The organism is Plantactinospora mayteni (assembly GCF_016862935.1).
Classification (GTDB): Bacteria; Actinomycetota; Actinomycetes; order Mycobacteriales; family Micromonosporaceae; genus Plantactinospora; species Plantactinospora mayteni.
The window spans coordinates 240,154-265,450 of sequence record NZ_BONX01000044.1; the positions used below are offsets into that span (position 1 = coordinate 240,154).

General features: G+C 70.0%; 20 protein-coding genes. 10 read left to right on the plus strand and 10 right to left on the minus strand.

Annotated features, from left to right (window positions below; translation table 11 throughout):
• Window positions 1-28: 28 nt before the first annotated feature.
• Together Pma05_RS29715 and Pma05_RS29720 are read left to right on the plus strand one after the other, a co-directional pair.
• Window positions 29-634, plus strand: coding sequence for a response regulator transcription factor (locus Pma05_RS29715; RefSeq protein ID WP_203860775.1), 606 nt, complete (start codon window positions 29-31; stop codon window positions 632-634).
• A gap of 70 nt (window positions 635-704) precedes the next feature.
• Complete coding sequence (locus Pma05_RS29720; RefSeq protein WP_203860776.1) at window positions 705-2,513, plus strand: Hsp70 family protein; 1,809 nt, start codon at window positions 705-707, stop codon at window positions 2,511-2,513.
• 56 nt (window positions 2,514-2,569) lie between these two features.
• Here the strand turns inward: Pma05_RS29720 and Pma05_RS29725 are convergent, their stop codons facing one another.
• Window positions 2,570-3,397, minus strand: a complete 828-nt coding sequence (locus Pma05_RS29725) for a DUF72 domain-containing protein (protein ID WP_203860816.1) — start codon at window positions 3,395-3,397, stop codon at window positions 2,570-2,572.
• Window positions 3,398-3,723: 326 nt separating this feature from the next.
• On the opposite strand from Pma05_RS29725, the gene Pma05_RS29730 reads away from it, so the two are divergent.
• A complete protein-coding gene (locus Pma05_RS29730; RefSeq protein ID WP_203860777.1) occupies window positions 3,724-4,644 on the plus strand; it encodes a YobF C-terminal domain-containing protein in 921 nt (306 codons plus the stop codon).
• On the opposite strand, the gene Pma05_RS29735 is transcribed toward Pma05_RS29730, so the two are convergent.
• Entirely contained in the window at window positions 4,624-5,049 is a 426-nt protein-coding gene (locus Pma05_RS29735; RefSeq protein WP_203860778.1) for a MerR family transcriptional regulator, read from the minus strand. The two genes, Pma05_RS29730 and Pma05_RS29735, sit on opposite strands and share 21 nt — an antisense overlap.
• A 7-nt stretch (window positions 5,050-5,056) precedes the next feature.
• Entirely contained in the window at window positions 5,057-6,085 is a 1,029-nt protein-coding gene (locus Pma05_RS29740; protein WP_203860779.1) for an MDR family NADP-dependent oxidoreductase, read from the minus strand.
• 369 nt (window positions 6,086-6,454) lie between these two features.
• Here Pma05_RS29740 and Pma05_RS29745 point away from each other — a divergent pair, with 369 nt between their 5' ends.
• Window positions 6,455-8,473, plus strand: a complete 2,019-nt coding sequence (locus Pma05_RS29745; protein WP_239313325.1) for a trypsin-like serine protease — start codon at window positions 6,455-6,457, stop codon at window positions 8,471-8,473.
• Window positions 8,474-8,521: 48 nt separating this feature from the next.
• On the opposite strand, the gene Pma05_RS29750 is transcribed toward Pma05_RS29745, so the two are convergent.
• Complete coding sequence (locus tag Pma05_RS29750; RefSeq protein WP_203860781.1) at window positions 8,522-8,812, minus strand: hypothetical protein; 291 nt, start codon at window positions 8,810-8,812, stop codon at window positions 8,522-8,524.
• A gap of 24 nt (window positions 8,813-8,836) precedes the next feature.
• Between Pma05_RS29750 and Pma05_RS29755 the strand changes: the two genes are divergently transcribed.
• Window positions 8,837-9,454, plus strand: a complete 618-nt coding sequence (locus tag Pma05_RS29755; protein WP_203860782.1) for a YdeI/OmpD-associated family protein — start codon at window positions 8,837-8,839, stop codon at window positions 9,452-9,454.
• 272 nt (window positions 9,455-9,726) lie between these two features.
• Here the strand turns inward: Pma05_RS29755 and Pma05_RS29760 are convergent, their stop codons facing one another.
• A complete protein-coding gene (locus Pma05_RS29760; protein WP_203860783.1) occupies window positions 9,727-10,209 on the minus strand; it encodes a hypothetical protein in 483 nt (160 codons plus the stop codon).
• A 158-nt stretch (window positions 10,210-10,367) separates the two neighbouring features.
• Between Pma05_RS29760 and Pma05_RS29765 the strand changes: the two genes are divergently transcribed.
• Complete coding sequence (locus tag Pma05_RS29765) at window positions 10,368-12,980, plus strand: ATP-binding protein (RefSeq protein ID WP_203860784.1); 2,613 nt, start codon at window positions 10,368-10,370, stop codon at window positions 12,978-12,980.
• 255 nt (window positions 12,981-13,235) lie between these two features.
• Here Pma05_RS29765 and Pma05_RS29770 read toward each other — a convergent pair whose 3' ends face one another.
• The 4 genes from Pma05_RS29770 to Pma05_RS29785 all read right to left on the minus strand — a co-directional run bounded on the left by Pma05_RS29770 (window position 13,236) and on the right by Pma05_RS29785 (window position 18,420).
• Window positions 13,236-14,267, minus strand: coding sequence for a hypothetical protein (locus tag Pma05_RS29770; protein ID WP_203860785.1), 1,032 nt, complete (start codon window positions 14,265-14,267; stop codon window positions 13,236-13,238).
• An 891-nt stretch (window positions 14,268-15,158) separates the two neighbouring features.
• Window positions 15,159-16,289 carry a WD40 repeat domain-containing protein gene (locus tag Pma05_RS29775; RefSeq protein ID WP_203860786.1) on the minus strand — a complete coding sequence of 377 codons (1,131 nt, stop codon included), beginning with the start codon at window positions 16,287-16,289 and terminating at the stop codon, window positions 15,159-15,161.
• 104 nt (window positions 16,290-16,393) lie between these two features.
• On the minus strand, window positions 16,394-16,813 hold the full coding sequence (locus Pma05_RS29780) for a hypothetical protein (RefSeq protein WP_203860787.1): 420 nt from the start codon (window positions 16,811-16,813) through the stop codon (window positions 16,394-16,396).
• Between the two features lie 488 nt (window positions 16,814-17,301).
• On the minus strand, window positions 17,302-18,420 hold the full coding sequence (locus Pma05_RS29785; RefSeq protein ID WP_203860788.1) for a hypothetical protein: 1,119 nt from the start codon (window positions 18,418-18,420) through the stop codon (window positions 17,302-17,304).
• A gap of 166 nt (window positions 18,421-18,586) precedes the next feature.
• Between Pma05_RS29785 and Pma05_RS29790 the strand changes: the two genes are divergently transcribed.
• The 3 genes from Pma05_RS29790 (at window position 18,587) to Pma05_RS29800 (ending at window position 23,453) form a co-directional block, all read left to right on the plus strand.
• Window positions 18,587-19,111, plus strand: coding sequence for a SigE family RNA polymerase sigma factor (locus Pma05_RS29790; RefSeq protein ID WP_239313327.1), 525 nt, complete (start codon window positions 18,587-18,589; stop codon window positions 19,109-19,111).
• Window positions 19,108-19,983 carry a hypothetical protein gene (locus Pma05_RS29795; RefSeq protein ID WP_203860789.1) on the plus strand — a complete coding sequence of 292 codons (876 nt, stop codon included), beginning with the start codon at window positions 19,108-19,110 and terminating at the stop codon, window positions 19,981-19,983. Before Pma05_RS29790 ends, Pma05_RS29795 begins: the two co-directional genes overlap by 4 nt.
• A 437-nt stretch (window positions 19,984-20,420) precedes the next feature.
• A complete protein-coding gene (locus Pma05_RS29800) occupies window positions 20,421-23,453 on the plus strand; it encodes a S8 family peptidase (RefSeq protein ID WP_203860790.1) in 3,033 nt (1,010 codons plus the stop codon).
• Window positions 23,454-23,551: 98 nt separating this feature from the next.
• On the opposite strand, the gene Pma05_RS29805 is transcribed toward Pma05_RS29800, so the two are convergent.
• A complete protein-coding gene (locus Pma05_RS29805) occupies window positions 23,552-24,148 on the minus strand; it encodes a hypothetical protein (protein ID WP_203860791.1) in 597 nt (198 codons plus the stop codon).
• A gap of 86 nt (window positions 24,149-24,234) precedes the next feature.
• Here Pma05_RS29805 and Pma05_RS29810 point away from each other — a divergent pair, with 86 nt between their 5' ends.
• Complete coding sequence (locus Pma05_RS29810) at window positions 24,235-25,035, plus strand: hypothetical protein (protein ID WP_203860792.1); 801 nt, start codon at window positions 24,235-24,237, stop codon at window positions 25,033-25,035.
• Window positions 25,036-25,297 lie beyond the last annotated feature (262 nt).

Sequence of the window (25,297 nt, forward strand, 5' to 3'; positions counted from 1 at the left end):
CACCGGCACCGACCGGGGAGGGCCGGCCATGATCCGGGTACTGCTCGCCGACGACGAGGAGCTGATCCGGGTCGCGGTCGCCGCCCTGCTCGACCTGGAACCCGACATCGAGGTGGTGGCGCAGGCCGCCGACGGCCGGGCGGCGGTGCGGGCCGCGTTGGCGCACCGGCCGGACGTCGCGGTGGTCGACCTGGAGATGCCGGCGCTGGACGGGCTGGGCGTCGCCGCCGAACTGGCCAGGACGCTGCCGTCCTGCGCGGTGGTCATCCTGACCGGTCGCGGCCGGCCCGCGCACCTGCGCCGGGCACTCACCACCGGCGCCCGGGGCTTCCTGGCCAAGGGCGCACCGGGCGGCGCGCTGGCCGACGTCGTGCGGCGGGTGCACGGCGGGGCGCGGTACGTCGACCCGACGCTGGCGGCGGAGGCCCTGACCGCACCCGAGTGCCCGCTGACCCCGCGCGAACTGGAGGTGCTCCGGCTGGCCGGTACCGACGTGCCGGTCTCGGTCATCGCCCGGCGTACCTCCCTGTCGCAGGGGACGGTACGCAACCATCTGGCCGCCGTTGTCGGCAAGCTCGGGGTCGCCAGCCGGGCGGAGGCGTACCGGATGGCCACCGACAACGGCTGGCTCTGACCGACCACCGTCGTCGTGGCGAGGAAGCGCCGAACGGGCGACCATGGCGGGGCGCGGCTCCCGTACCGTGATGGCTGTGCGTGGCGCGGGCGCGAGACTGGGCATCGACTTCGGCACCTACAACACCGTGGCGGTACTGGCGCTGCCGGGCCGGGAACCCCGTCCCCTGCTCTTCGACGGGTCGCCACTGCTGCGCTCGGCGGTCTGCGCCGACACCGGCGAGCGGCTGCTGGTCGGCCAGGACGCGCTGCACACCGCGCTCTCGCTGCCACAGTCCTACGAGCCCTATCCGAAGCGCTGTGTCGACGAGGGCACCGTGCTGCTCGGCGGCCGGGAGATGCCGGTCGAGGACCTGTTCGCCGCGCCGCTGCGCCGGGTGGCCAGCGAGGTACGCCTGATCACCACCGAGCCGGTCACCGAGGCGGTACTGACCTATCCGGCCGCCTGGGGTACGCACCGTCGGGGCACCCTGCTGGCCGCGGCCAACAAGGTGCTGCCGACCGTACGCCTGGTCGCCGAGCCGGTCGCCGCCGCCAACTTCTTCGTCGAGGTGGCTGGGAGGGACCTGCCGGTCGGGCGGTGTGCGGTGGTCTACGACTTCGGTGCCGGCACCTTCGACGTGACCGTGGTACGCCGCTCCGCCGACGGGTTCGAGGTGCTGGCGACCGAGGGGCTCGCCGACTGCGGCGGGCTCGACGTCGACGCCGCGATCGTGGAGCGGATCGGTGCCACGATCGGCAGCCGGGACGAGTCGCTGTGGGCCCGGCTGACCAGCCCGGAGACCACCTCCGACCGGCGGGCCAGCCAGCAGCTCTGGTCCAACGCGCGGGCCGGCAAGGAGATGCTGACCCGGAGCACCACGACGCTGATCCACGTACCACTGTTCGATGTGGACATGCCGCTCGGCCGGGAGGAACTGGACGAGCTGGCCGCGCCGGTCGTCGCGCGTACCGTGACGACCACCCGCAGCCTGCTCGGCCGGCTGGACGACGCGGAGTCGGCGCTCGCGGCGGTCTTCCTCTCCGGCGGGTCCAGCCGGATGCCGGCGGTCGCCACCGCACTGCACCGGGCGCTGGCCATCGCGCCGAGCGTCGTGGAGCAGCCGGAACTGGTGGTCGCCGAGGGCAGCCTGCGGATCCCGGCCGGCTCCGGCGGTCCGGCCACCGGCGGTACGACGGCGGCGCTGCCGACCCCCGAGCCCGCGACCGCCGGGGCGGGCGCCGGTGCGCCGGGCGGGCGGTTCGGCCGGTGGGCGGCGCTGTCCTGGTCCCGGCGGGTCCAGGTCGCGGGTGCGGCCGTGGCGGTCGCCGCCGTCCTCGCCGCGGCCACCGTCGCCGCCGCCGTCGCCGGGGGCGGCGACCGTGACCGGGGTACGGAGTTGGCCGGTGCCGGGCCCAGCGGTTCCGCGACCCCCAGCTCCAGCCCGACACCCCAGCCGTCCGTCACGCCGACGGTGACCGCGGCCGGCGTGGACAGCTGCCTGGTCGGCACCTGGCGGAGCGTCAACAGCCAGTCGTTCAAGAAGATCGACAACCAGGAGGTGCAGTTCAGCGGCGGTGCCGGCACCATTCAGACCTACACGGCGGACGGCAGGGTGACGCTGAACTTCAGCAAGACCACGGACACGACCGCGAACTACAAGGGAGTCCGCTGGAGAGAGCGGACCAGGGGTACCGCCTCGGGCAACGTGTCCCATCGCGGTGGCGTCGAATACATCAGCGGCGTACGGGCCAAGGGGAACGTCGTGCTCTACCGGGGCAGCAGCCGGAACGCCAGTGTGCCGCTGTCGCTGGTGCTGGATCCGAGCGAATACATCTGCTCCGGCGACACGATGCGGTTCTTCGGCAGCGGCACCAGCGAGTGGGTCCGGGTCCGCTGACCCACCGACCGCCTCGGCGAGCAGACCGAGTCGCGGCTCAGAAGAGGGTCAGCGGGTCAGAAGAGGGTCAGCGGCTCGGCCGGGATCGGCTCCGGCAGTGCGTCGAGTTCGGGTACCCGGGCCCGCACCTCCTCGTGGAAGCGGCGTGCGAGCATCGGCGCGTCGGCGTTGTCCGGGGTGTGCACGAAGACGGTCGGCGAGCGGCCCTCCCGCAGCCAGCCGACGGTGACGTCGACCCAGTGCCGCCAGCCCTCGACGGTCCGGGCGGAATCGTCGCGGCCGAGGTACCGGACGATCGGCCGGTCGGTCAGCGGGACCGTCCGGAGCGGCATCCGGGGTTTCTTGGTCCAGGCGTCCCGTTCCGCGTCGCTGGTCGGAGGATCCTGGAAGAACGCGGTGGTGTCGAACGGGATCCACTCGGCGTCGGCGTCGGCGAGTACCCCTTCGAGCAGCCGCGTCGCGCGCGGGTCGACGAAGAACGCGGGGTCGCGGACCTCGACGGCGTAGCGGTGCGAGCCGGGCAGCCGGCGCAGGAAGCGGGCGAGTACGGCGACGTCGTCGGGGGTGAACGAGCCCGGCAACTGGATCCAGAGGGCGTGCGCCCGGGGGCCGAGCGGCTCGACCGCGTCCAGGAAGGCCCGGAGCGGCTCGTCGACGTCGGTGAGCCGGTGCTCGTGCGTAATGAGCTTCGGGATCTTGACCACGAACCGGAAGTCGGGGTCGGTCTGCTGCGCCCAGGACGCCACGGTCTGGATGGTCGGGGTCGCGTAGAACGTGGTGTTCCCCTCGACCGCATCGCACCAGCTCGCATAGCACCGCAGCCGCTCGGAGGCCGGCAGGGGATGCGCCAGGAACCGCCCCTGCCAGGACTTGTGCGTCCACATCGCGCACCCCACGGACAGCCGCATCCCGGATCCCTCCCGCCGAACGGAGCACGCTCGGACCGGCCTGCCCCGAGGTCGCCGCCCGTCGGGTCGTCCACCCCGGGGACCCCGTGGCGTCGGCGGGCGGGTCGCTCCCGAGCAACCGTATACGGGCGCCGCCGATCGGCCGGGGCGGCGGTCCCGGACTGCGGCTTGACCTCACCCCCGGGGCGCACCGCAGACTTCAGGGCGCCACCCGTACGAGATCTACCCGGGCACCGACGCGCTCTTCGACGTCACGTACCCGGTCTCTTCCCAGTCTCTTCCCGGCTGAAAGGCAGCTTTCCATGCGCCATACCCCCTACGTCGGCAGCGGCCCGTACTGCTACGCCAACTCGTTCGCGATGCTGCTCGGCGAGCAGGCCCCGTCGACCGCCGTCATCGAGGTCGCCACCGGTGGCCCGTTCGGCATGCAACTGATCGGCGGTACGACGGTGTTCTTCGACGCGTACGGCTGGAACCCCGAACTGGGTTTCGACCGGGCGCTGGACGCGATCGGCTGGACCTCGACGGTCAGCAGCGGCGGCGAGGCGGCCGAGGCACTCGCCCGGCTCGCCGAGGCGGCCACGAACGGTCCGGTCTGGGTCGGCCCGCTGGAGATGGGTCATCTGCACCACCAGCCCGAGATGACCGGGCCAATCGGCGCCGACCACTTCGTGGTCGTCCTCGACGTGACCGACCAGCGGATACTCGTGCACGACCCGCACGGATACCCCTATGCCCAGGTACCGGTCGACGACTTCCTGGTCGCCTGGCAGGCGCAGACGCTGACCTACGGCGACCCGTACACGATGCGTACCGACTTCCGGAAGGTCGCGGACGTCGCCGACGCCGAGGCGATCCGGTCGATCGTACCGACCGCGATCAGGCGGCTCGCGATGCACAGCGAGGTGGAGATGCCGCCCGGCAGCCTCGGCAACGGCGAGGCGGCGGAGCGGGTCGCGCAGATGATCGAGGCCGGTGCGGGCGACGGACTGCGGGAACACCTGATCTACTTTGCGATCCGGGTCGGCGCGCGACGGCTCAGCGACACCGCCGACTGCCTGCTGCTGGCCGGATATCCCGACGCGGCCCAGATCGCGGCGACCCAGGCTCGGCTGGTGGGCTCGATGCAGTACCCGATGGTGGTCCGCGACCTCCCGGCGGCGGCCACCGCACTCCGGGAACTCGCCCCGACCTACGACCGGCTACGCGCCGCCCTCGGATAGCGGCAGAGTCTGCTGAGGGGCCGGTGGACAAGCCCCCGGACTGCCGAAGGCGGGCCGGTCGAGGCGAGCGGCGAGGCTGTCGTGGAGGCGGGTGAGAGTGTGCAGGCGTTCGCGCAGCAGGGTCAGCCGTTCGTCGGCGACGCGCATCGCCGTGGCGCAGCCTCCCGAATCGCCGAATGTCGGCGGAAGGTCGCGGTCGAGAAAGCGGAGGAATGCGCGTACGTCATTGATCGTGAAGCCGATGGTGAGCAGCTCCCGGATGTTGCGTACCCGCAGCAGCGCCCCGTCGGCATAGTCGCGGTATCCGTTCGGGGTGCGAGTGCTGTCGAGGAGACCCTCCTGTTCGTAGAACCGCAGGGTGCGGGTTGTCGTTCCGGCGGCGTCCGCCAGTGCCCCGATTCGCATCGGTCCACTATGCCTCGGGGTGCAGTCGGACCAGGACCGTCCCGAGGTGGCGCCCGGCGGAGATGTCGAGCAGCGCTTGTGGAGCCGACCTGAGGCCATCGACAATCGTGTGGGCCACGTCGATGCCTGCCTCGCGTATCAGGCGGAGGTAGTCCGCTTCGGCTCCCGGGTGGTCGGCGGCCGTGAAGCCGTGCACCGACAGGCGCTTGCCGATGACGGTCAGCAGGTCCAGCGGCGGGTCGGCCTCGTCGCCGAGTTGCTGTGAGAGCGTGCCGCACAGCGCGATCCTGCCGCGCGGGTTCATCACCTCGATGGCAGCCGCGAGGTGCCTGCCGCCGACGTTGTCGAAGAACACGTCAACGCCGTCCGGAGCGCAATGGCGGAGTTGGTCGGCGAGTGCTCCGGCGCGGTAGTCGAACGCGGCGTCGAAGCCGAGTCGTCCGGTGAGTGCGGCGATCTTGTGTCCGGAGCCGGTGCTACCGACGACCCTGCCTGCGCCGCTGGCTTTGGCGATCTGCCCGGCGAGGCTGCCGACAGCGCCGGCCGCGCTGGAGACGTAGACCGTCTCGCCGAGCCGCAGTCCTGCCGCCCGGAGCCCGACAAACGCCGTCAACCCGCTGGACAGGTACGCGAACGGGTGGTCCGAATCGACGACGCGGAATCGCGCGGCCTCGCCCACCGCGTGCTCTCGCCAACCGAGCATGTGCAGCACGTTGGCCCCGACCGGTAGCTCCGGGCTCGCCGAGCGGATCACCTCGCCGAACGCCTTGCCGAACAGGGCCTGGCCGACCTGATAGCCCGGCATCGGCCCGATTCCGCCGGACAGCAACGAGCGCATGACCACGCTGAGCACCATGTACCGGTTGCGCACGACCACCTCGCCGGCGCCAGGCTCGGGCAGTTCCTTCTCGATCCACTCGAAGTCGTCGAGCGTGGGCGCACCCACCGGGTGCCTGGCCAATCGGATCTCCGCTGTCCGCATCGCCGTACCGTAAAGGTTGACGCGAACGTCAAGGTCAACCCCGATCATGGACATCTCGTGACGCCCCCGCTGGAGCGCGCGGCCAGAAAATTGGGGTACCAATGTGGACGGCCGGGGGCGGGCGCGCAGGGCGTGAAAAAAATCTACTGAAGTCCCGTACAAGCCGACAGATCTTGACATCTACCCGGCGGACGGGCACCATCTTCAGCCGTATCTATGCCGTACGCACATGTTGGACGGACCGGGGGAGGAAGGTGACGGTTCGCGCGTGACGAGCAGAATGCAATGCCTTCAAGTCTTTCGTCATCGAACCGGCGCCTTCGTGTTCTGGGAACAGGAGTATGGGTGGGCAAGGGGAGGAGATACGTGAGGCGAGTACTACGAGCGGCGTCCCGGATCGGGGTCGCCGCTCTCACGAGCCTGGTGCTGGGCGGCATCGCCGGCACGGCGGTTCACGCCGCCGAGCCGGCCGATCCGATCGGGCCTCAGGTCGTCGGCGGCGAAATCGCGCAGCAGGGTGAGTTTCCGTGGATGGTGCGCCTGTCCACGGGCTGTGGGGGTGCGATGTACACCCAGACGCTCATCCTGACCGCCGCGCACTGCGTGGCCGACCTGGGTACCGGACCCAACCGGTCGGTCACGGTGACCTGGGGCGTCATCGACCTGGAGGACCCCAACCGCGTCACCCGCACCTCCGACTACATCCACGTGGCGGACGGCTACTACGGCCGCGGCAAGGACTGGGCACTGATCCGCATCTCCCAGCCGATCAACAGCCCGGTGCTCAAACTCGCCACCGATACCTCGCTGCACAACGGGGCCTTTACCGTGGCTGGCTGGGGCGCGAGCGACGAGGGCGGGCCGCAGCTTCAGTACCAACTCAAGGCGGACGTGCCGTTCATCAGCGACACCCAATGCGCCAGCGCCGCCGGCTACGCCGGCCTGGTCCCCGACGAGGAGATCTGCGCCGGTAACTGGACCAGCGGCGGGGTGGACACCTGCCAGGGCGACTCCGGCGGCCCGATGTTCAAGCGGGACGCCAACAACGAGTGGGTGCAGATCGGGATCACCAGTTGGGGCGTGGGTTGTGCCCGGCCCCAGAAGCCCGGCGTCTACACCGAGGTGCGCTCCTTCGCCGACGACATCTGCACCGCGGCGGCCTCGTTGGGCGGATGCCAGGTCGGCGGCGGCGTGTCCGTCAGTTACCCAGGCAGCCAGGACGGCACGGTCGGTACGGCGATCTCGCCGGTCAACCACACCGCCTCCGGCGGGACCGCGCCGTACTCATGGTCGGCGACGGGTCTGCCCCCGGGCCTGTCGATCAGTTCGTCCACCGGTTCCATCACCGGTACCCCCACGGCAGGCGGCCGGTACCGCGTGACCGTGACGGCGACAGACAGCTCGTCGCCAGCCAAGTCGGGGATCACGTTCTACTCGTGGTCGGTCGCGTTGGCCGTCAGCAACCCCGGCAAGCAGACCAGTGCGGTCGGCACCGCGATCTCGCCGGTCGGCCACACCGCCTCCGGCGGGACCGCGCCCTACTCTTGGTCGGCCTCTGGCCTACCCACCGGTCTGTCGATCAACTCCTCCACGGGATCCATCTCGGGTACCCCGACGGCCGCCGGGACCTACAGCGTGACCGTGACCGCGACAGACAGCTCGACGCCGACCAGGACCGGGCGTGCCCTGTACCTGTGGACGGTAAGCCCGGCACCCACACCCGGATGTTCCGGCATCAACGGTAGCGACGTGGCGATTCCGTCGGCATCCACTGTGGATTCCGCCATCGCGATCTCCGGCTGCGCGGGCATGGCCTCCACCCGGGCGACGGTGGAGGTCCACATCCTGCACAGCGCGGTCCACGACCTCGTGGTGACCCTGGTGGCGCCGGACGGCAGCACCTACGTGCTGCACAACCGGGAACTCGGCTCCACGGGCGGCATTCACCAGACGTACGTCGTGAACCTCTCCTCCGAAACCGCCGAAGGTACCTGGAAGCTGCGGGTGCAGGACCTTTACGAGGGCTACTCGGGCACCCTCGACAGTTGGGCGTTGAACGTGAGCGGCGGCACGCCAGACTGCACGGGTACCAACGACGCCAACGTTTCGATCGCCGACCTGTCCACGGTCACCTCGACCGTCGAGGTATCGGGTGGGTGCGCTGGCAACGCCTCGAAGACCTCGCAGGTGAGGGTGGACATCGTCCATTCCTACAGCGGTGATCTGGTGGTGACCCTGGTGGCGCCGGACGGCAGCACCTACCTGCTGCGCGACCGGGCCGGCGGCGCTTATGCCGACGTTCACGAGACCTACACGCTGAATCTGTCCTCGGAACGGCGAAGTGGCAGCTGGAAGTTGCGCGTGCAGGACGTGGCCTTTGGATACACCGGTTTCATCGACAGCTGGAAATTGAACCTGGGGAACGGCAACAGCAACGGCTGACGTCGACGGCGGCCCGCCGGACTGAGTACGCGCCGACGGCAACCGACGTCACGTAACCGCCCAGGGGATGGCCCCGCCCGAAACGGGGCGCGGCCATCCCCTTCCAGCCGGCGCGATCGCGGTGCCGATCGCGCCGCATCGCGGGGTGACCACGGCGGCGGCCAGTTGAACGCCGTCGGAGTCGGGGAAGAGGAGCGGCTCCGCAGGCTCGAACACCTCGCATGCCGGCCCACCGTCGAGGTCGCCCTGCGCATCGAGGTCCTGCGGCGACGGTACGCCGAGCAACCGGCGCGCCGGCACCGGCGATTCGGACAGGCCAACCGGCAGAGGCTGCGGCAACAGCGCAGCGGATAGCCTGCCGTCATGAGCGCCGAACTGGATGAGTTGATCGTCGCGGACGCGGACGCGCTGCGCGCGTGGTTGTCGGCCAACCACGCCACCTCGCCCGGCATCTGGCTCGCCCTGACCAAGAAGGGCGGCACCGTCACCAGTCTGACCTGGCAGCAGGCGGTCGACGAGGCCCTGTGCTTCGGCTGGATCGACGGGCAGGCCCGGAAACGGGATCAGGAGACCTCCTGGATCCGGCTCACCCCTCGCCGGCCCCGCAGTACCTGGTCACAACGCAACGTCGCCCACATCGCCCGGCTGGAGGCGCAGGGGCGAATGCTGCCCCCGGGCCGCGCCGCGGTGGAAGCCGCGCAAGCGGACGGACGCTGGGCGGCCGCCTACGCCCCGCCGTCGGAAGCCGAGGTCCCGGCCGACCTCCTCGCCGCCATCGCCGCCGATCCCGCCGCCCAGGCCATGTTCGAGGTACTCACCAGAACCAACCGGTTCGCTCTCATCCACCGCCTCAACGCCGTCAAACGGGCGCAGACTCGTGAGCGAAAGATCGGCGAGTTCGTCGCCATGCTGGCCCGCCACGAGACGATCTACCCACAGAAGGCCAAGCCGCCAGAGTCGCCGTGCTCGTCATCTTCATGATCAAGTGAACTCACCTCCCGCTGATCGAGCGGCGCCCGGCCACCATCGCCTCGGCCACCTCACACAGGATCTCCGGCCCTCCCTCGAACAGGTACTTGTCGAAGTGTCCGCAGAGGGTCTGGCCGGGACTGCCGGGCTCGATCCGGAGGGCATTCGAACCCCGGTGGGGCGTGGCACGCGGCGGCCCCACACACCTTCGAGCCGCCGGCGGGCAGGATGGTGGCGCCGAAGCCGTGCGTCCTCGCACGGCTTCGGCGCCCGTCAGGCCGAGCCTAGAACTGACCGCTGGTGCACGCGGAGCTGGCTTTGTTGCAGTAGGCGTACCCCTGACCGTCGTGGGACGCGTCAAGGACGTAGACCCTGACCTGGGTGATCCCGCCGGAAACCTGGCTGCCGTCGAGCGCGATGTTGCCGACGGTGAACCACCGGCCGGTCGCGCCGCCGCAGTAGTAGTCCTCGTCCGCGGGCGGATGGTAGGAAAAGTCGATGAACGTCGATCCCTGCCAACCCTCGGCCGCGAGGTATCCGCATTCGCCGGCGTTGGCGTAGAACCGCACCGAGGTAAGCGTGACGGACCGGCTGTACCAGGCCAGCCCGCCGGTGGCCTGGACCCCCAGCGCGCCCGCCCCGCCGGCGTGGACCGCCTTCGCGACGAAACTGGTGGGAGCGGCGTTCGCGGCGGGGCTGAACCCCAGTAGGGAAGCCGCGAGTACGCCGATCGCGACGCCTGCTTGCGCCAACCGTCGTCTGAGCACTGTCATCTCCTCTTGTTCTCGGGTGGAACATCCGGCACCGCCGCTCGACAAGACGCACCGGGTGCCCTCAGCGACTGAACACGAGCGGCTGCCAGGGTGGCGCAAACCCGACCGAATCCGAATGCAGCCGGGAACGGGCCGGTCGATAGCCTGGGACCGTGCCTGCTCCACCGAAGTCGGCCGCCTTCCACCAGCCGCCCGATCCCGGGCAGGCCGCCACCCTCGACGACGTCGTGGAACGGCTGCGACTCCTGAAGGTCTGGGCCGGGGATCCGTCCTACGAGATCATCAAGGACCGGATCAACGCGACGTGGTCCGAGGCAGGCCGGCCCGCCGTCGAGTTGGCCCGCAAGACCACCGTGGTGGACTGTTTCCGGCCCGGCCGTCGCCGACTCAACACGGATCTGGTCGTCGCGATCGTCGACGCGTTGCATCCGGACGTCGGCTACGTGAGTCAGTGGCGGCAGGCGCTGCGGATCATTGGCGGCGAAACCAGCGCCGCGTCCCAGGTACGAGTCCACCACCAACTCCCGCACGACCTCGCGGGCTTCACCGGGCGTACCGGCGAACTCGATCGGCTACGTGCCGGACTCCGCCGCCGCGTCTCCACCGGGATGGTCGGCGCGATCGAGGGAATGGCGGGAATCGGCAAGACGCGTCTGGCCGTCCGCGCCGCGCGGCTGCTCGCCGAGGAACAGCCGTTCGACCACCTCCTCTTCGTCAACCTGCGGGGATTCCACCCGGATCCGACCCAGCCTCCGGTCGACCCGGCCGCTGCCCTCGACGGCTTCCTGCGGGTCCTCGGCGTACCCGCGCAGCAGATCCCGCACGCTCTGCCGGCTCGCGCAGCCGCGTACCGCCAGCGGATCGCTGGAACGCGGACGCTGGTCGTGCTCGACGACGCCGCAGACGCCGATCAGGTCCGGCCACTGCTCGCCCAGGTTCCCGGCTGCGTCACCCTGATCACCAGCCGGCGCCGCCTGGTGCCGCTGCCGTCCGCGGTTCGGCTGCCACTGGACGTTTTCACCCCGGACGAGGCCATCGCGTACCTCGCCGACGCCGTCCCCGGCACCCCGGTCGGCGTGGACCCACGGGCCATGGCCCGAATCGCCCGGCTCTGCGGCCATCTGCCGCTCGCTCTCGGCCTGGTCGCCGGCCACATCCGCGGCAGACCCGGGTGGACGCTCACCGACCACGCCGACCGGCTCACCGAACGCCACCAGGACCGCCGCCTGGACACCGGTGTCGAACTCGCGCTTGATCTGTCCTACCGCCGCCTGCCCGACAGCCACCGCCGAACGCTACGGCTCATCGCACTGCACCCGGGGCAAGACCTCGACTGGTACGCCGTCGCGGCGCTCGCCGACGTCACCCTGCCGACTGCGCGGGCTCAGCTGGACGAGCTGCACCGCGACCACGTCGTGCAGTCGGCTGCGCAGGGAAGGTACGGGCTGCACGACGTCCTCCGGGCATATGCCCTGAACCAGGCCGGGGACGAGGACCCGCCGTCCGTACGCCGCGCCGCGCTGACCCGGCTGTTCGACTACTACCTGAGCACGGCCGCCGCCGCGATGGACGTCCTGCACCCGGCCGAGGCACACCGCCGCCCCCGGGTCCCCGCGCCGACCACCCCGGTGCCGGCCCTGCTCGACGCCGACCTGGCTCGGGCCTGGCTGGACGCCGAACGGGACACCCTCGTCGCGGTCGCCGTCCATACCGCGGCACAGGGCTGGCCCCAGCATTCCACGCGGTTGTCGGCGACGCTCTACCGCTACCTCAACGGCGGATACCACACCGAAGCCCTCATCGTGCACGGCTGCGGCCACGACGCCGCCCGCGGCCTGCGGGACCTGGCCGGGCAGGCGAGCGCCCTGATCAACCTCGGCGCGGCCTGTGTCCAGGTAGGACGGTTCGAGGAAGCGGCGGACAACCTGGAGCAGGCCCTCGATCTGTACCAGCAGGGCGACGACGACACCGGGCACGCGCGGGCCCTGACCAACCTGGGGGTTCTCGAGGCACGCCTGGGCCGCTACCGGCAGGCGACCCAACGCCACGAAGCCGCCCTGGCCGGCTACCGACGCGCCGGTGATCTCACCGGCGAGGCCCGCGCCTTGGGCAACCTCGGCTTCGCCGAGGCGCGACTCGGCGAACACCTGAACGCCGCCGAACGCTACGCGCAGGCCAGGGACCTGTGCCGACAGACCGGAGATCGTACGGCCGAGGCGTCCATGTTGGGCAACCTCGGCGACGTGGAGCTGCAACTCGAACGCTACGACGCCGCCCGGGAACACATCGGACAGGCCCGCAGCCTCTACCAGGAGCGCGGCGACCGGGACGGGGAAGCCTGGACGCTGACAAGTCTGGGCGTCCTCGAAACCCGCCTCGGCAACCCGGCACCGGCCACCGATCATCATCGGCAGGCGCTGGAAGTCTTCCGCCGAGCCAGTGCCCGAGACGGCGAGACGTACGCGCTCAACGGCCTCGGCGAGGCCGCCGACCCGGCCGACTCGCTGGCCCACCATGGCGCTGCCCTGGACATCGCCACGGAGATCGGCGCGCCCGACCAGCAAGCCCGAGCGCACGCGGGCCTCGGCCGTGCCTGGCAGAACCTCGGTGACGTCGGCCGAGCCCGGCATCACTACCGCACGGCGCTGGCGCTCTACGGTCAGCTCGGCATGCCACAGACCGGGAAGATCCGGGTACAACTCGACACCATCGCGGCGGAGGCCGCAGCGTCACCCGGTGCTCAGCTACCGGAGTTCGACCCCTGACCCTCGACCGCCGAAAGCCACGTTACGAAGAAACCCACCCCAAGCGAGTGGCCGTATCCCTGTCAGCGGTCCCCCGACGCCACCCGGCCCGGCGACAACACCCCGGACCATCCGCACGACAGGGGCGGTACGTCATACCGAGCCGGGCGACCGAGGCTCCCCGGGTCTGTGGCTTCAACGGCACCTCTACTACCAAGGCATTGACAAGAGAGGTGCCGTTGGCGAGACAGACCTGGAGCACTAGCCCGACGTTCGCTAGCCGCAGGTTCCGCTGACGGTGAACCAGCAGGCCGTGTGGGGAGAGGTCTTGAAGAAGCGCAGCAGCAGAGCCCCCACCTTCTGTCGTCCGGAACTGGACGGGTGCGTTCCGTCGGCGACGAAGTCCGACCGTGCCCAGGTGAGCCCGTCGGAACGGGGCTGGAGACCGTTGGCCCAGAGGTATGGACCCCAGGCCGCCCATGCCACCCTGCTGTTGTAGTCCAGGTTTCCGGCGCGAGGATCGACGCCGCCGCCCGACATCTGGTTGATCTGAGCCTGGAGCACCCACTTGACGCCGAAACCCGTCTCGTAGGCGTACGGCTCGGGGTTCAGCCCGGTCGAGGCGTAGCCGCCGTAGATCCGGCTGGAGAAGAAGACCTGTTGCAGGTTGGGGTAGCGCGCCTTCAACGCCCGCAGGATGTTGCCCTGCTGAGTGACGAGTTGGTACGCGTCGGCGTTGGCCGCGGGCAGCGAGACCGACGGCTGGGCGTTGGCGACCTTGACCCAGGCGATCTGAACCTGCTGCTCCGTCAGGCCGAGGGGCGCGAGTCTGGTGTCCCGGACCCGGTTGTAGTTGGCGTCGCTCGGGGAATCCCAGGTGCCTGCGGTCTGGCCGCCCTCGGCGCCGTCGACGATGACGAGCTTGTCGCGGTTGACCTGCGGGTCCGCGGCGGCCTGGCCGATGAAGGAGTACGGGGCGCACTGTCCGCCGGCCTCCGAGGAGCAGAACTCCTGGGTGGTGTTGGACATGCCGATGGAGAGGAGGACGTACTTGCCGTTGGTGTGGGGTGTGCCGGCGGTGTCGACCGGGCGTACGCGGAGGGCTCGGTTGACGCCAATCGTACGGTGGGCGCTGGGCATGGCGTTGCTGCCGTCCGGATACAGCCCGCCCCGGAAGCCGAGGTAGGTGCCGCTGCCGAGGTCGTTGATGGGCAGCGGGCCTGCGGCAACGGCATCGGGCATGCCGACAACGGTGACCGCCACGAAGGCGGTCAGCATCGCCAGAAGTCGACGAACATTGACAATCATGGCGACGAACCTAGGAACAAAAGTGGCATTGGTCAATTCCCAGAGCCGGCTCTTACATGACTCTGACCTAGCCCTCCACCCCTGGCCCTGCCTGGCCTTTCGTCACTGGTGCGCGCGACCCCGCAGATGGCGATGGATCTGAACGGCCGAGACCGCCTATCAGTTGGGCAGCTGGTAGACCCGCTGCGCGGTGCCGCAGCTCACCCCACTCCTACCCATCCTGAAGTGTTCGCGCATGAATCGAGGTCGACTCAGGGAGCCGAGCTAGCCCGGTTCGCTCCTCGGATGGCTCCATGGGTCCTCGCCCCGGGCGATCGATCAAGGCTGTGACCTGGGTGCGCCCAGCACGCCACAATACGAACCTTCAACCGATGCTTGAGGGTCCCGTGCTGGCGGTCTCGGCCGCGCACACGAGGGTTCGTCGAGACGGCTACCGCACCCGGGCCGGACGTTGATCGTGCGCGGTCGTTGCCGCGTTGGTCACGTGCCTGAGCAGATGGGCGTGACCGCCGACGTCGATCGGCGTTGTCCTCGGCGTGGCGAGGGTTAGGAAGGCCGGGCAGGGTACGCGGACCCGGCCGGTTGGAGTGGAGTCGCCGGTGTTGCTACCGACCGTGTCCGAGGAGGGCCGGGCGGCGGCAGTGGCGGCGTTGACGGACCTGTTGGTCGCCTGGTTGGCGCGGCAGCCGTTGAGTGATGGCCAAGATCGGCGGGGTGTCGATCGTGAACCCGCCAACGGGTCGGACGGTGAGCTGGATCCGGGTAGTCGGTAGTTGACGAAAACTACACACGCTCATGCCGATGAGCGGATGCCGCGAGGGCGGCCAGTGGCGGGCCAGCCGTACCCGCCATGTCCTCGACGACTCCCGCAGTTGCTGGAAATCCTGCCGCTCAGTGCGGTTGAGGGGCAAGGTCCCAGACCCTGACCGTCCGGTCGTCGCCTGCGCTCACGGCCACGTGCCGGCCGCGCAGGGTGCTGGTCACCACCTTGCGTACCGAATCACGATGGCCGGTCAGCGGAGCGCCGATCGCTTGCCCGTCGGACAGGTCCCAGACTCGTACGGTTCCGTCGGTGCCGCCGGTGACGACGACCGGGCGGTCATCGACAACCACGGTAGCCAACGTGGATATGGCGCCCTCGTGCCCGATGAACGGGTCCCGGATCGGCCCGATCTCTTCGTCCGGCTCGTCGAGGTCGTCAGGCAACCCGGCCCGGACCCGCTTGAGCCGTTCGACGGCGAGCTCACGATCCGTCCGGGCCGGGCGGGGCGACGGAAGCGTCCAGATCTGGACGCTCCCGGAATCCGTCAACGCGACGACCGCCAAGCCAGTGCCTTGCTGGGCGATGGCGACGGCATGGATCCGCTCGTCTCCGGTGTCCTCACCGTCGTCTTCCTCGCCCTCGTCCTCGGCGTACAACGAGGCCCATCGCTCACCCGAATCCACGTCCCACAGCGTGACGCCCTCACGGGTGCCCGCCACGACCAGCGAACGACCCTCGAAACGGCCGGTACCGAGCGCGTCCACGGTGGACTCGGGCAGTTCGACCGGGGATGGCCCTGCGACTGGTTTCCAAACCATGATGCCGTCCCAGTGCACTCCGCTACACGTCACGAACCGCGCCGAACCGTCCCCACCGTCCAAGGTCGCCACGGCCGCGATGTACGGGCCGTTGAGGGTCGTTCCGCTAATCAACTCGCCGGTGTTGACATCCCAGAACGCGACGCCCTGCTCGTCGCCACCGGCCGCCAACACCAGCCGCCCGCCAGGGACGGCCAACGCCAGCCAGTCGAACTCGTTTCCGGCGTCCGGATACTGTGCCGCCACCGGATCCCCGGCACAGGCGAACGGCAACGTCAGGTTTCGCCAGACGTTCTGTGCCGGCTCCCAGACCCACACCCCGTCCCGACCCCAATGGGACACGCATACTACGGTCAGCGCGCCATCCAGCTCGACCGCCGCGATGTCCCCTATCCCGCCGCCGGGCATCTCGTCACTGACGAACAGTGCTGAACCGATCATCGCGGAACTCTAACAAGTGGAGCGCATCCTCTTTCTGCGGCAGCTGGTGCACGCCAGCCAGCCTGGAGTCGTCACGCCCGGTGGCCAGCCTCTCGTTTCCGGCCCTACGCGCCCGTCAGCGGCTGATTCGCCAGTTCGATGGCGTGGGTGTCGGTCGCGTCGATGTCGGCGACTGCCTGCTGGGCGGCAGTCTGCTCTCCACGCGCGCGAAGCAGACGTACCAGAAAATAGAGGGCGGTCTTGTCGCCGCGCTCGGCACGCCGCCGTAGCTCGCTGTCGTGGCCTTCCTCATACAGGAACCTGTCCAACCGGCGCCGTGCGTGAACGTCGGTCTTGGCGAGCTCGGCCAACTCGTGCAGAAGCCCGGCCTTTACGAGTAGCTCCATATGCCACAGGTGCGCATCGTGTCGGTAGTAGTCACGGCTGTAGCACTCGGAGAACCCACTGACCATGGCGATTGCCGTAGCCCAGTCGCCACGCCCTTCGGCCGCTTCCGCCGATGTCTGGTCGAACGGTGCTTCCATCGCAACAGTATGAGGAGTTCCACCGAGCCGGCCACAGTCGGTGCTGCGCCGCGGGATCTGCCGCCGCAAGAACGGGCATCACGGCCAAGATCAGATATCCGGATCTTAGCCGCGATGAGCGCATGGCCGCAGGTCGTCTTGCTATGCTCCAATGCGGAGCTGGGTGACAGATTGTGGCGATTCGGACAAGTCATGTCAAGTCATGATTTATGTGGATGGTGCGCCCAGCACGCTACAATACGAACCTTCAACCGATGCTTGAGGGTCCCGTGCTGGCGGTCTCGGCCGCGCACACGAGGGTTCGTCGAGACGGCTACCGCACCCGGGCCGGACGTTGATCGTGCGCGGTCGTTGCCGCGTTGGTCACGTGCCTGAGCAGATGGGCGTGACCGCCGACGCCGATCGGCGTTGACCTCGGCGTGGCGAGGGTTAGAAAGGCCGGGCGGGGTGCGCGGACCCGGCCCGTTGTTGTGGAGTCGCCGGTGTTGCTACCGACCCTGTCCGAAGAGGACCGGGCGGCGGCGGTGGCGGCGTTGACGGACCTGTTGGTCGCCTGGTTGGCGCGGCAGTCGTCGAGTGATGGCCAAGATCGGCGTGGCGTCGGTCGTGAACCCGCCAACGGGTCGGACGGTGAACTGGATCCGGGTAGCCGGTAGTTGACGAAAACTACACACGCTCATGCCGTACACCGCGGTGCTTCCGAGGTAGGGTCCGATCTGCGTGAGCAGGGCCCTGGTGCCCTTCCGGTCATGCCCGGCCAGGTAGTTGGCCAGCGCCAGCCAGTGCCGAAGCGTGATGCCCCGACCGATCAGGCGAGGCTCGCCGGCCCCGCGCCACTTGGCGGCGCACGCCTCGATCTCCCGGATCACCTCGGGCCGGCGGAAGTAGCTCGCCTTCGCCGTCAGCGACTCCGCGCGTGTGTCGAAGCCGTACTCGCGCAATGCGTACTCGAAGTGGGCGAGCAGCGGCAGCATCGCCACCGACGAGCCGACGGGCGCGGCGGCGGCGGGCTCGCGGGCCGCGGCGAACATCTCCTCGTGCGAGCCGTACCACTTTTCGCAGAGGAAGGTCGCCGCCATGAGGTGGGTCTCGAAGTTGTACGGGTCGCGTGTGACCGCCTCGCCCATGGTCGCGAGGAACTCGTCGCGCTGCCGGTGGCCGTTGGCGAGCATCGAGGTCAGGCGGGTCGCCCACGGATAGGGGTCGTCGGGGTTGAGTTCCACCGCGTGCTCGCTGGCCTGGGCGGCGAGGGTGGAGAGCCGGGCGAACTCCTGGAACTGCTCCCGGCTGGTGTTGCGCGCGGAGGCAGCGCCCCGGGCCTCGCCCGCCTGGTCCATCAGGGCGTCGGCTCGCAGGATGGCAACCGTCGGGTCGTGCGGCGCACCGGCTGCCCACGCGTCCAGCCAGTGCGGGGACTGCCCGGCAGCGGTACCCAGCACCGAGAGCCTGCGGCCGCGCAGCTCCCAGTCCCGGCCGGTGGCCTCGATCAGGTTCCGGGCCGCTGCCCAGTCACCCGCGAGCGCCCGGTCACGCGCGGTCCGCAACTCCAGCTCGGCCTGGCCGTAGTCGGTATCTGGCGTGGGCGGCCTGCGGAAGGGTCCGAACATCCGGCGATGATAAGGATCGGCGCGACCACACCGTCCACCCGCCCTGGCCAGCTCGGGAGGCCGGGACCAGCGCGGCGCGCGCGGGAATTTCGGTACGGGTATCCGGGGACACCGCTCAACCTTCCCGCCCGACCCGTCGTCCTTGGTGGCGACGGAAGGAGAGCCCGTGCGATGGAGGAAGAGCTTCGTGGGGTTGGACACCCTGGTGGCTGAACGGGGCGATGCCCTGCTCGCCACGGCAGTGCTGCTGACCGGCAGTCGTCCGGCCGCCGAGGACCTGCTGCAAGCGGGGTTGGAACGGCTGATGCGGCACTGGAACCGGGTACGCGGCGACAAGGAGGGTTACCTGCGCCGCACGATGTACCACCTCGCGGTCGACCAGTGGCGGAGCCGCAAGCGGCGGCCGGAGGTGCTGACCAGCGTCGAGCCGCCGGGCCGGCCCGACGGCACCGACGAACTGCACCTTCGGCAGGTGCTCATCCAGGCGCTCGCCACGCTTCCGCCGCGCCAGCGGGCCGTGTTGGTGCTGCGCTACTGGGAGCAGTTCAGCGAGGCGGAGGCCGCCGAGATGCTCGGGTGCTCGATCGGCACCGTCAAGTCCACCGCCTCCCGGGGGCTGTCCCGCCTTCGCGAGGTCATGGCCACCTGGGCGGTCGACGACGCCCCGGCATGGAATGGAGCGGGAAGATGACCACTGACATCGAAGACCAGTTGATCGCCGGCATGCGCCAGGAGGTTGCCGGGGTCACGCTGACCTCGGATGTCCTCGGTGCGGCGAAGCGGCGCCACCAGCGCCGGACGACCCTGCTCGCGGCGACGTACGCCACGGGTGTGCTGGGCCTGGCCGGGCTGACCGCCGCGGTGCTGACGGTCGGCGGGGGCGGGCAGCCGGGACCGACCGGGGATCGGCCGGGCGCCAGCGCCACGGCGCCGCGGATGGAGCTGGCCGCGGCGGCGGCGGCCAGCGAGAACATCAGCTACCGGATGCGGCTGACCGAGTCGGGGCCGGATGGACTGACGTACGAGGGTGCGTTCGACCCGAGGACCGACACCGGTTACGTCCGGGTGCCGATGGAGGACTCGGTCATGACCGAGCTGCTGGTCAACGGCACCCGGTACGTCGGCGGGGAGCCGCCGCTGGGCCCGCCGCCGCCCGACCGGGACGGCCCCGGTGAGACGTACGGCCGGTACGGCCAGTACCCCGGTAAGCACGACCGGTTGTCCCTGTACGGCAGTTCGGACAGCGCGTTGGGCGCGGCGGCACCCGACCCGGCGGCGCTGTTCAAGGCGTTGAAGGACGCGAACGCCACCGTCACGGAAAACCCGGACGGCACGCTGCACTTCGAGTACGCGACGCAGTTCGAGCACGGCTCGTCCACCACGTCAGGCGACATCACCCGTGACGGCGACGGCCGGGTCGCGAAGGTGCTGTTCACCTTCACCTGGCAGTCGACGGCGAAGGGCCGGACCGACACCGGCACGTCCACGGCCACGCTGGAACTCTTCGACTACGGCGTCGAGGTGAAGGTCGAGCGGCCGACCGACGTGGTCCCGGCCCGGTAGCACCCGTTCGGGACGGCCGCCGCCGTGGCCGTCCATTCCACAGTCGAGCTGCCCGCGACCGGACGGGTCGCGGGCAGCGTCGACCTTCGAACAGGCAGGAGAGGAAGAGTGGACGTACGACGTTGGCTTGCCGCCGTGGCGGTCGGCGCGGTCGCCGTACCTGGTGCGGTCGCCGGGTCGGCCGGGGCAACGCCCGATGCGCGGACGGCACCCGGTACACAGGCGGCGCCCGGTACCGGCGGACCTCCGCAGGCCGGGACACCGGGGACCGGCGCGAAGACGGGTGACTGGGTCACGCTGGTCACCGGAGAACCGGATCCTGGTCGGTGCGGGACCGAACGGCGATCAGGTGGTCAGCACCAAACCGGGTGAGGGCCGCGAGGACGTGTCGTTCCGCCAGTTCCGGGAGCGGGGCGACCTGATCGTGATCCCGTTCGATGGAGCCGCCGGTCGCCGCCGGCACGCTCGACCGCAGGTTGTTCAACGTCTCCAAGCTCGTCGAGTTCGGCTACGACGACCGGTCACGCCAGGACATTCCGCTGATCGTCACCAGGACGGCCGGGACCCGTACCACCGCGCCGGACCCGGTGGCCGCTGCGGGCGTACCGGTGGATCGGCACCTGCCGAGCGTGCGGGGCGAAACGGTCCGCGCGAAGAAGGACGTGGCGGGCCGGCTCTGGTCCGCGTTGCGAAGCGCACCCGGAGTACATGGCCTGGCTGCCGGGATCTCCCGTGTCGCCCTCGACGGACCGGTCCGGGCCAGCCTGGACCGGAGCGTGCCGCAGGTCGGCGCCCCGGCGGCATGGCAGGCCGGACACACCGGGCAGGGCGCGACGGTGGCGGTGCTGGACACCGGAATCGACCCGACCCATCCCGATCTCGCCGACGCGGTCGTCGGGTCGCGGGACTTCACCGGAAGCGAGAGCGGCGCGACAGACAGGGCCGGCCACGGTACGCACGTCGCCTCCATCATCACCGGCAGCGGCGCGGCCTCGGGCGGCCGGTACGCCGGAGTGGCCCCGGACGCCCGGCTGCTCAACGGCAAGGTCCTCGGCGACCACGGCGGCGGCCTGGAGTCGGACGTCATCGCCGGCATGGAGTGGGCGGTCGCGGAGGGCGCCGACGCGGTGAACCTGAGCCTCGGCTCCAGCTTCCCCAGCGACGGGACCGAGGCGTTGGACGAGGCCGTCAACCGGCTGAGCGCGGCATCCGACGTGCTCTTCGTGGTCTCCGCCGGCAACTCCGGACCGGCGCAGGGGTCGATCGCCAGCCCCGGGGCGGCCGACGCCGCGCTGACCGTCGGCGCTGTCTCCGCCCGGGACGAACTGGCGGAGTTCTCCAGCCGAGGGCCCCGGCTCGGCGACAGCGCGATCAAGCCCGACATCACCGCGCCCGGCGTGGACATCGTCGCCGCCCGCGCCGACGGTTCGGACCGCGGTACGCCGGTCGACGACCGCTACACGAGCCTGTCCGGTACGTCGATGGCGGCTCCGCACGTCGCCGGCGTGGCCGCGATCCTCGCCGGGCAACGGCCCGAGCTGGGCGGCGAGGATCTCAAGTCGATCCTGATGGGCACGGCCGTACCCGGCGACGGTCTGACCGTGTACGCGCAGGGTGCCGGGCGGGTGGACGCCGCGCGGGCCGTCGGGCAGGGCGTCTACGCCCAGCCGGCGACCGTGAGCAACGGGATCGCGCGCTGGCCGCACCAGGACGACACACCGATCGAAAGGACCGTCACGTACCGGAACGTGACCGACGCCCCGGTGACCCTCGCCCTGGCGGTCGACGTACGCGGCCCGTCCGGGGCGGCGGCGCCCGCCGCCATGTTCACCATGGACTCGTCCCAGGTCACCGTGCCCGCCCGGGGCAGCGCCCCGGTACGGCTCGTCACCGACACGTCGGTGTCCGCCCCGGACGGTGTCTACGGCGGGGTACTGGTCGCGACCGGGCCGGACGGGCGGGCCGTCCGTACCCCCGTCGGCGTCGTACGCGAAGTCGAGAGCTACGACGTGACAATGACGTTCCTGGACCACGACGGCGAGCCGACAGCCAACTACTTGTCCACGCTCACCGACCTCGCGAACCCCACGGCCCACCACCCGTACGACCCGTCAGGCAGTGTGGTCGTGCGCCTGCCGAAGGGGCAGTACTGCCTGAGCGCCTCCATCCAGACGGGCAGCCGGGGAGAGGACCGTTTCCTGGATACTCTCGTGTCCGAGCCCACGGTGCCCGTCGTCGGGGACATGGCGCTGACCTTCGACGCCCGGGAGGGCAAGCAGTTCGGCGCGATCGTCGACCGGCCGGCGACCCAACGGGTACTGACCGACGTGGGATTCGGCCGGCAGACCGCCTGGGGCGGGTCCAGCGAGATCCTTTCGGGCTGGGACATGGCGCATCTGCGGGTACGTCCGTCCGCCACACGGGCGCCGGACGACGAGTTCGAGTTCCGGGTCAGGACCACCCTGGCCGCACCAGACGGTTCCGGGGGCGTCCACCCGTACCTCTACAACATCCAGTGGTCGGGGTACGGGCGGGTGCCGGCCGACCTGACGCCCCGGGTACGCGACCGGGAACTGGCGGTCGTCCACACCGAGTTGGCCGCCACCGGCGCGGACAAGAAGGTGGGCAAGGACAATCCGCTCGTCGCGTTCCCGACTCCGGCGCGGATCACCGAGTACTTCACCCCGGACATTCCCTGGCATCGCGAGTGGGTGCAGTACGGACCGGACGACCCGGAATGGCCGGAGGCCGGGCTCTACACCTCTACTCCCCGGACCTTCCACCTCGGCCAGCGGGTGACCGAGCGGTGGTACGCCGGGGTGTTCGGGCCCGCGTTCCCCGTCCGAGACACGTGGGTGGGCCGGAAAGAGAACACGATCGCGGCGCAGCCCCCGCTCTTCGTCGACCAGGCGCCCGACCGCTTCGGCCGCTCCCGCGTCGACGGCTTCCGGGCCACCCTCTACCGGGACGGGCAGCGGATCGGCGAGTCCGACGACGGCTACTTCGACGTACCGGCGGACCCGGCGACGTACCGGCTGGAGGTCGAGTCGACCCGCTCGACGGTCGAGCTGTCCACCCGGGTCAGCTCGGCGTGGACGTTCCGATCCGAGCACGTGGCGGTGGAGGATCCGAAGGGGCCGGCGAGCCCACTGCCCGTGATGGCGATCCGGTTCGCGCCGAAGTTGGACGACCACAACCGGGCGCCGGCCGGGTCTCGCTTCTCCTTCCCGATCTACGTCCAGCGCCAGGAGGGAGCGAGGCACGGAACCCTGACCAATGTGACGGTGCAGGCCTCGTACGACGACGGCGCCACCTGGGGCCCGGTACCGCTGAGTGGCGAGGGCCTGAACCGGACCGCCCACCTGATGCATCCGACCGGCCAGGGATTCGTCTCGCTGAAGGCCAGCGCCACGGACTCCGCCGGCAACGGTGTGGAGCAGACCATCATCCGCGCGTACGCGGTGGAATGAACGGGCGGCGCGCGCCCGGCCAGGAGACCGGTGGGTCAGCCGGGCGCGCGGCCTTGTCGACACCAGGTACGTCGTTGCGTGGCCCGGCGACCCTGACTTCAATGGACGATGCCCGGATCGGCAGTCCTGCATGCTCCGGTCGCCCTGTCGCGAAATGGGGCGGCGGTCCGGGCCCGGCGCACCCTGCGAGGCCAACGCGTCCTCACCGCCGGCAACTCAGGCCCGCCGCCACGCGTACGCCGATTTGTCGACACCTCCAACACGGCCGCGACCTGCACCGTGCTCATCCCATCGGCGAACATCCGCGCCGCCTCACGGCGGAGCAGAAGCTCTCCGAACTGCTCGGCGATCAGGTCTGGCGCGAGAGCGGACTGGGCGCATCCGACGACATCGAACAGCTCAAACGACACATCACGCAGCTCGAACAGCAAGTCATTGCCCTCGGCGCCGATCTGGCCGACCGCGAAGAACAACTCGAAGCAGCCCGAGAAGCCAACCGCGACCTCATCAAACAGTTCAACCGGAATTGACCACCGATGAATTCGTACCTTGGCCCCGTGCACGACATAGGGCGCCAGATCCTTGCGGCTTGCCGCGCCTCGTTGCCGATGTCGCGGGCCGAGGTGTTCGTGCTCGATCGCCGGTAGGGCCGGCAGTAGCTCCAGAGCCCGCTCACCCTTCGTGCAATCGATCATGAAGCAACCCGGGTGCAGGTGCGCGGATCTGCCGATGAGCGGATGCCCAAGGTTGCCCGACTACACACGCCGAGGGGGTGCCCTCCTTGCCGACGCTGGTAGATTTTCCCGTATACGTTCTTGACGACGCGAGCCTGTCCGGACGTGTCCGGGCATTCCTCGAGCAGCGGTCTCGCCGGATGCCCCACATGGCCGCCACCGATATCCGCTCGATGGCCGTACTCCGCCTCGACGACCGGACTGAGCCGGCGCCCTCGGAACTGGTCGAGGCAATGGTCAGGTTCGAGGTGCGCTACGGCGGCCTGTGGTATCCGGCTGTTGGCCCCAACGGTATGGAATACGGCCTCGACGGTGATGCGACAGTTCACCGCAGCCCGCTCGGCCTGGCCTTCACCGGCATCATGGACGGGGCCCGGACCTCGGGCATCGACATTCTTGCCGACGGCCAGACCGCCTGGGGACCTGGCAGATGGTCCTATCGGGTGATCGACCGTTCCGTCGACCAGCGTCTGGAGAGTCACGCACTACTCGTCGCGGTCAGCGACTGGTGCCACCGGACCTTCACCTGCTACACCCCGCGTGATGTCAATCCGGTGGTGGACGAACGGCGCTTACCGCAACCCGTGTCCGAGGCAACCAGCCCGACCGAGTTCTGGTGGCTGGACGACGACGCCGACATCGCCGTCCAGGCCAGACTGAGCGCCTGGCCGCCTGAGCGAGACGAGTGGACCTTGCGGTACTTCGCCCGAACACCGGCTCAGGCCGCCGAAGCCAACCCGACTGTGTTCGGGGCGACAGTCCACGAGACGGTACCCGCCCTGTGGTGCACGCTGTGTTCCCAACTGATCGAACCGGGACGCACCTGCCATCGCAAACGGGGGCGGTGAGCCCTGTCCCCAGCCGGCGAGAACCCGGCCCCGGTGTCGAAAACTAGCGAGAACATCAGTTGTACGCGGTTCTGCCGCTGATCGGGCGTCCGTCTTTGCCGCCGCTGGGCGGGGTCATAGCCGACGAGCGAGCGCCAGACGGCCTACCGCCGATCCAACGAGGGGTTGACAGCGGTCCCTGGGTCTCACCGACCACGGTCGTGTGACCGACGAAGCTCTGGACCCCATCACGCTCAGGTCGGGCTCCTACGACGACCGCGCC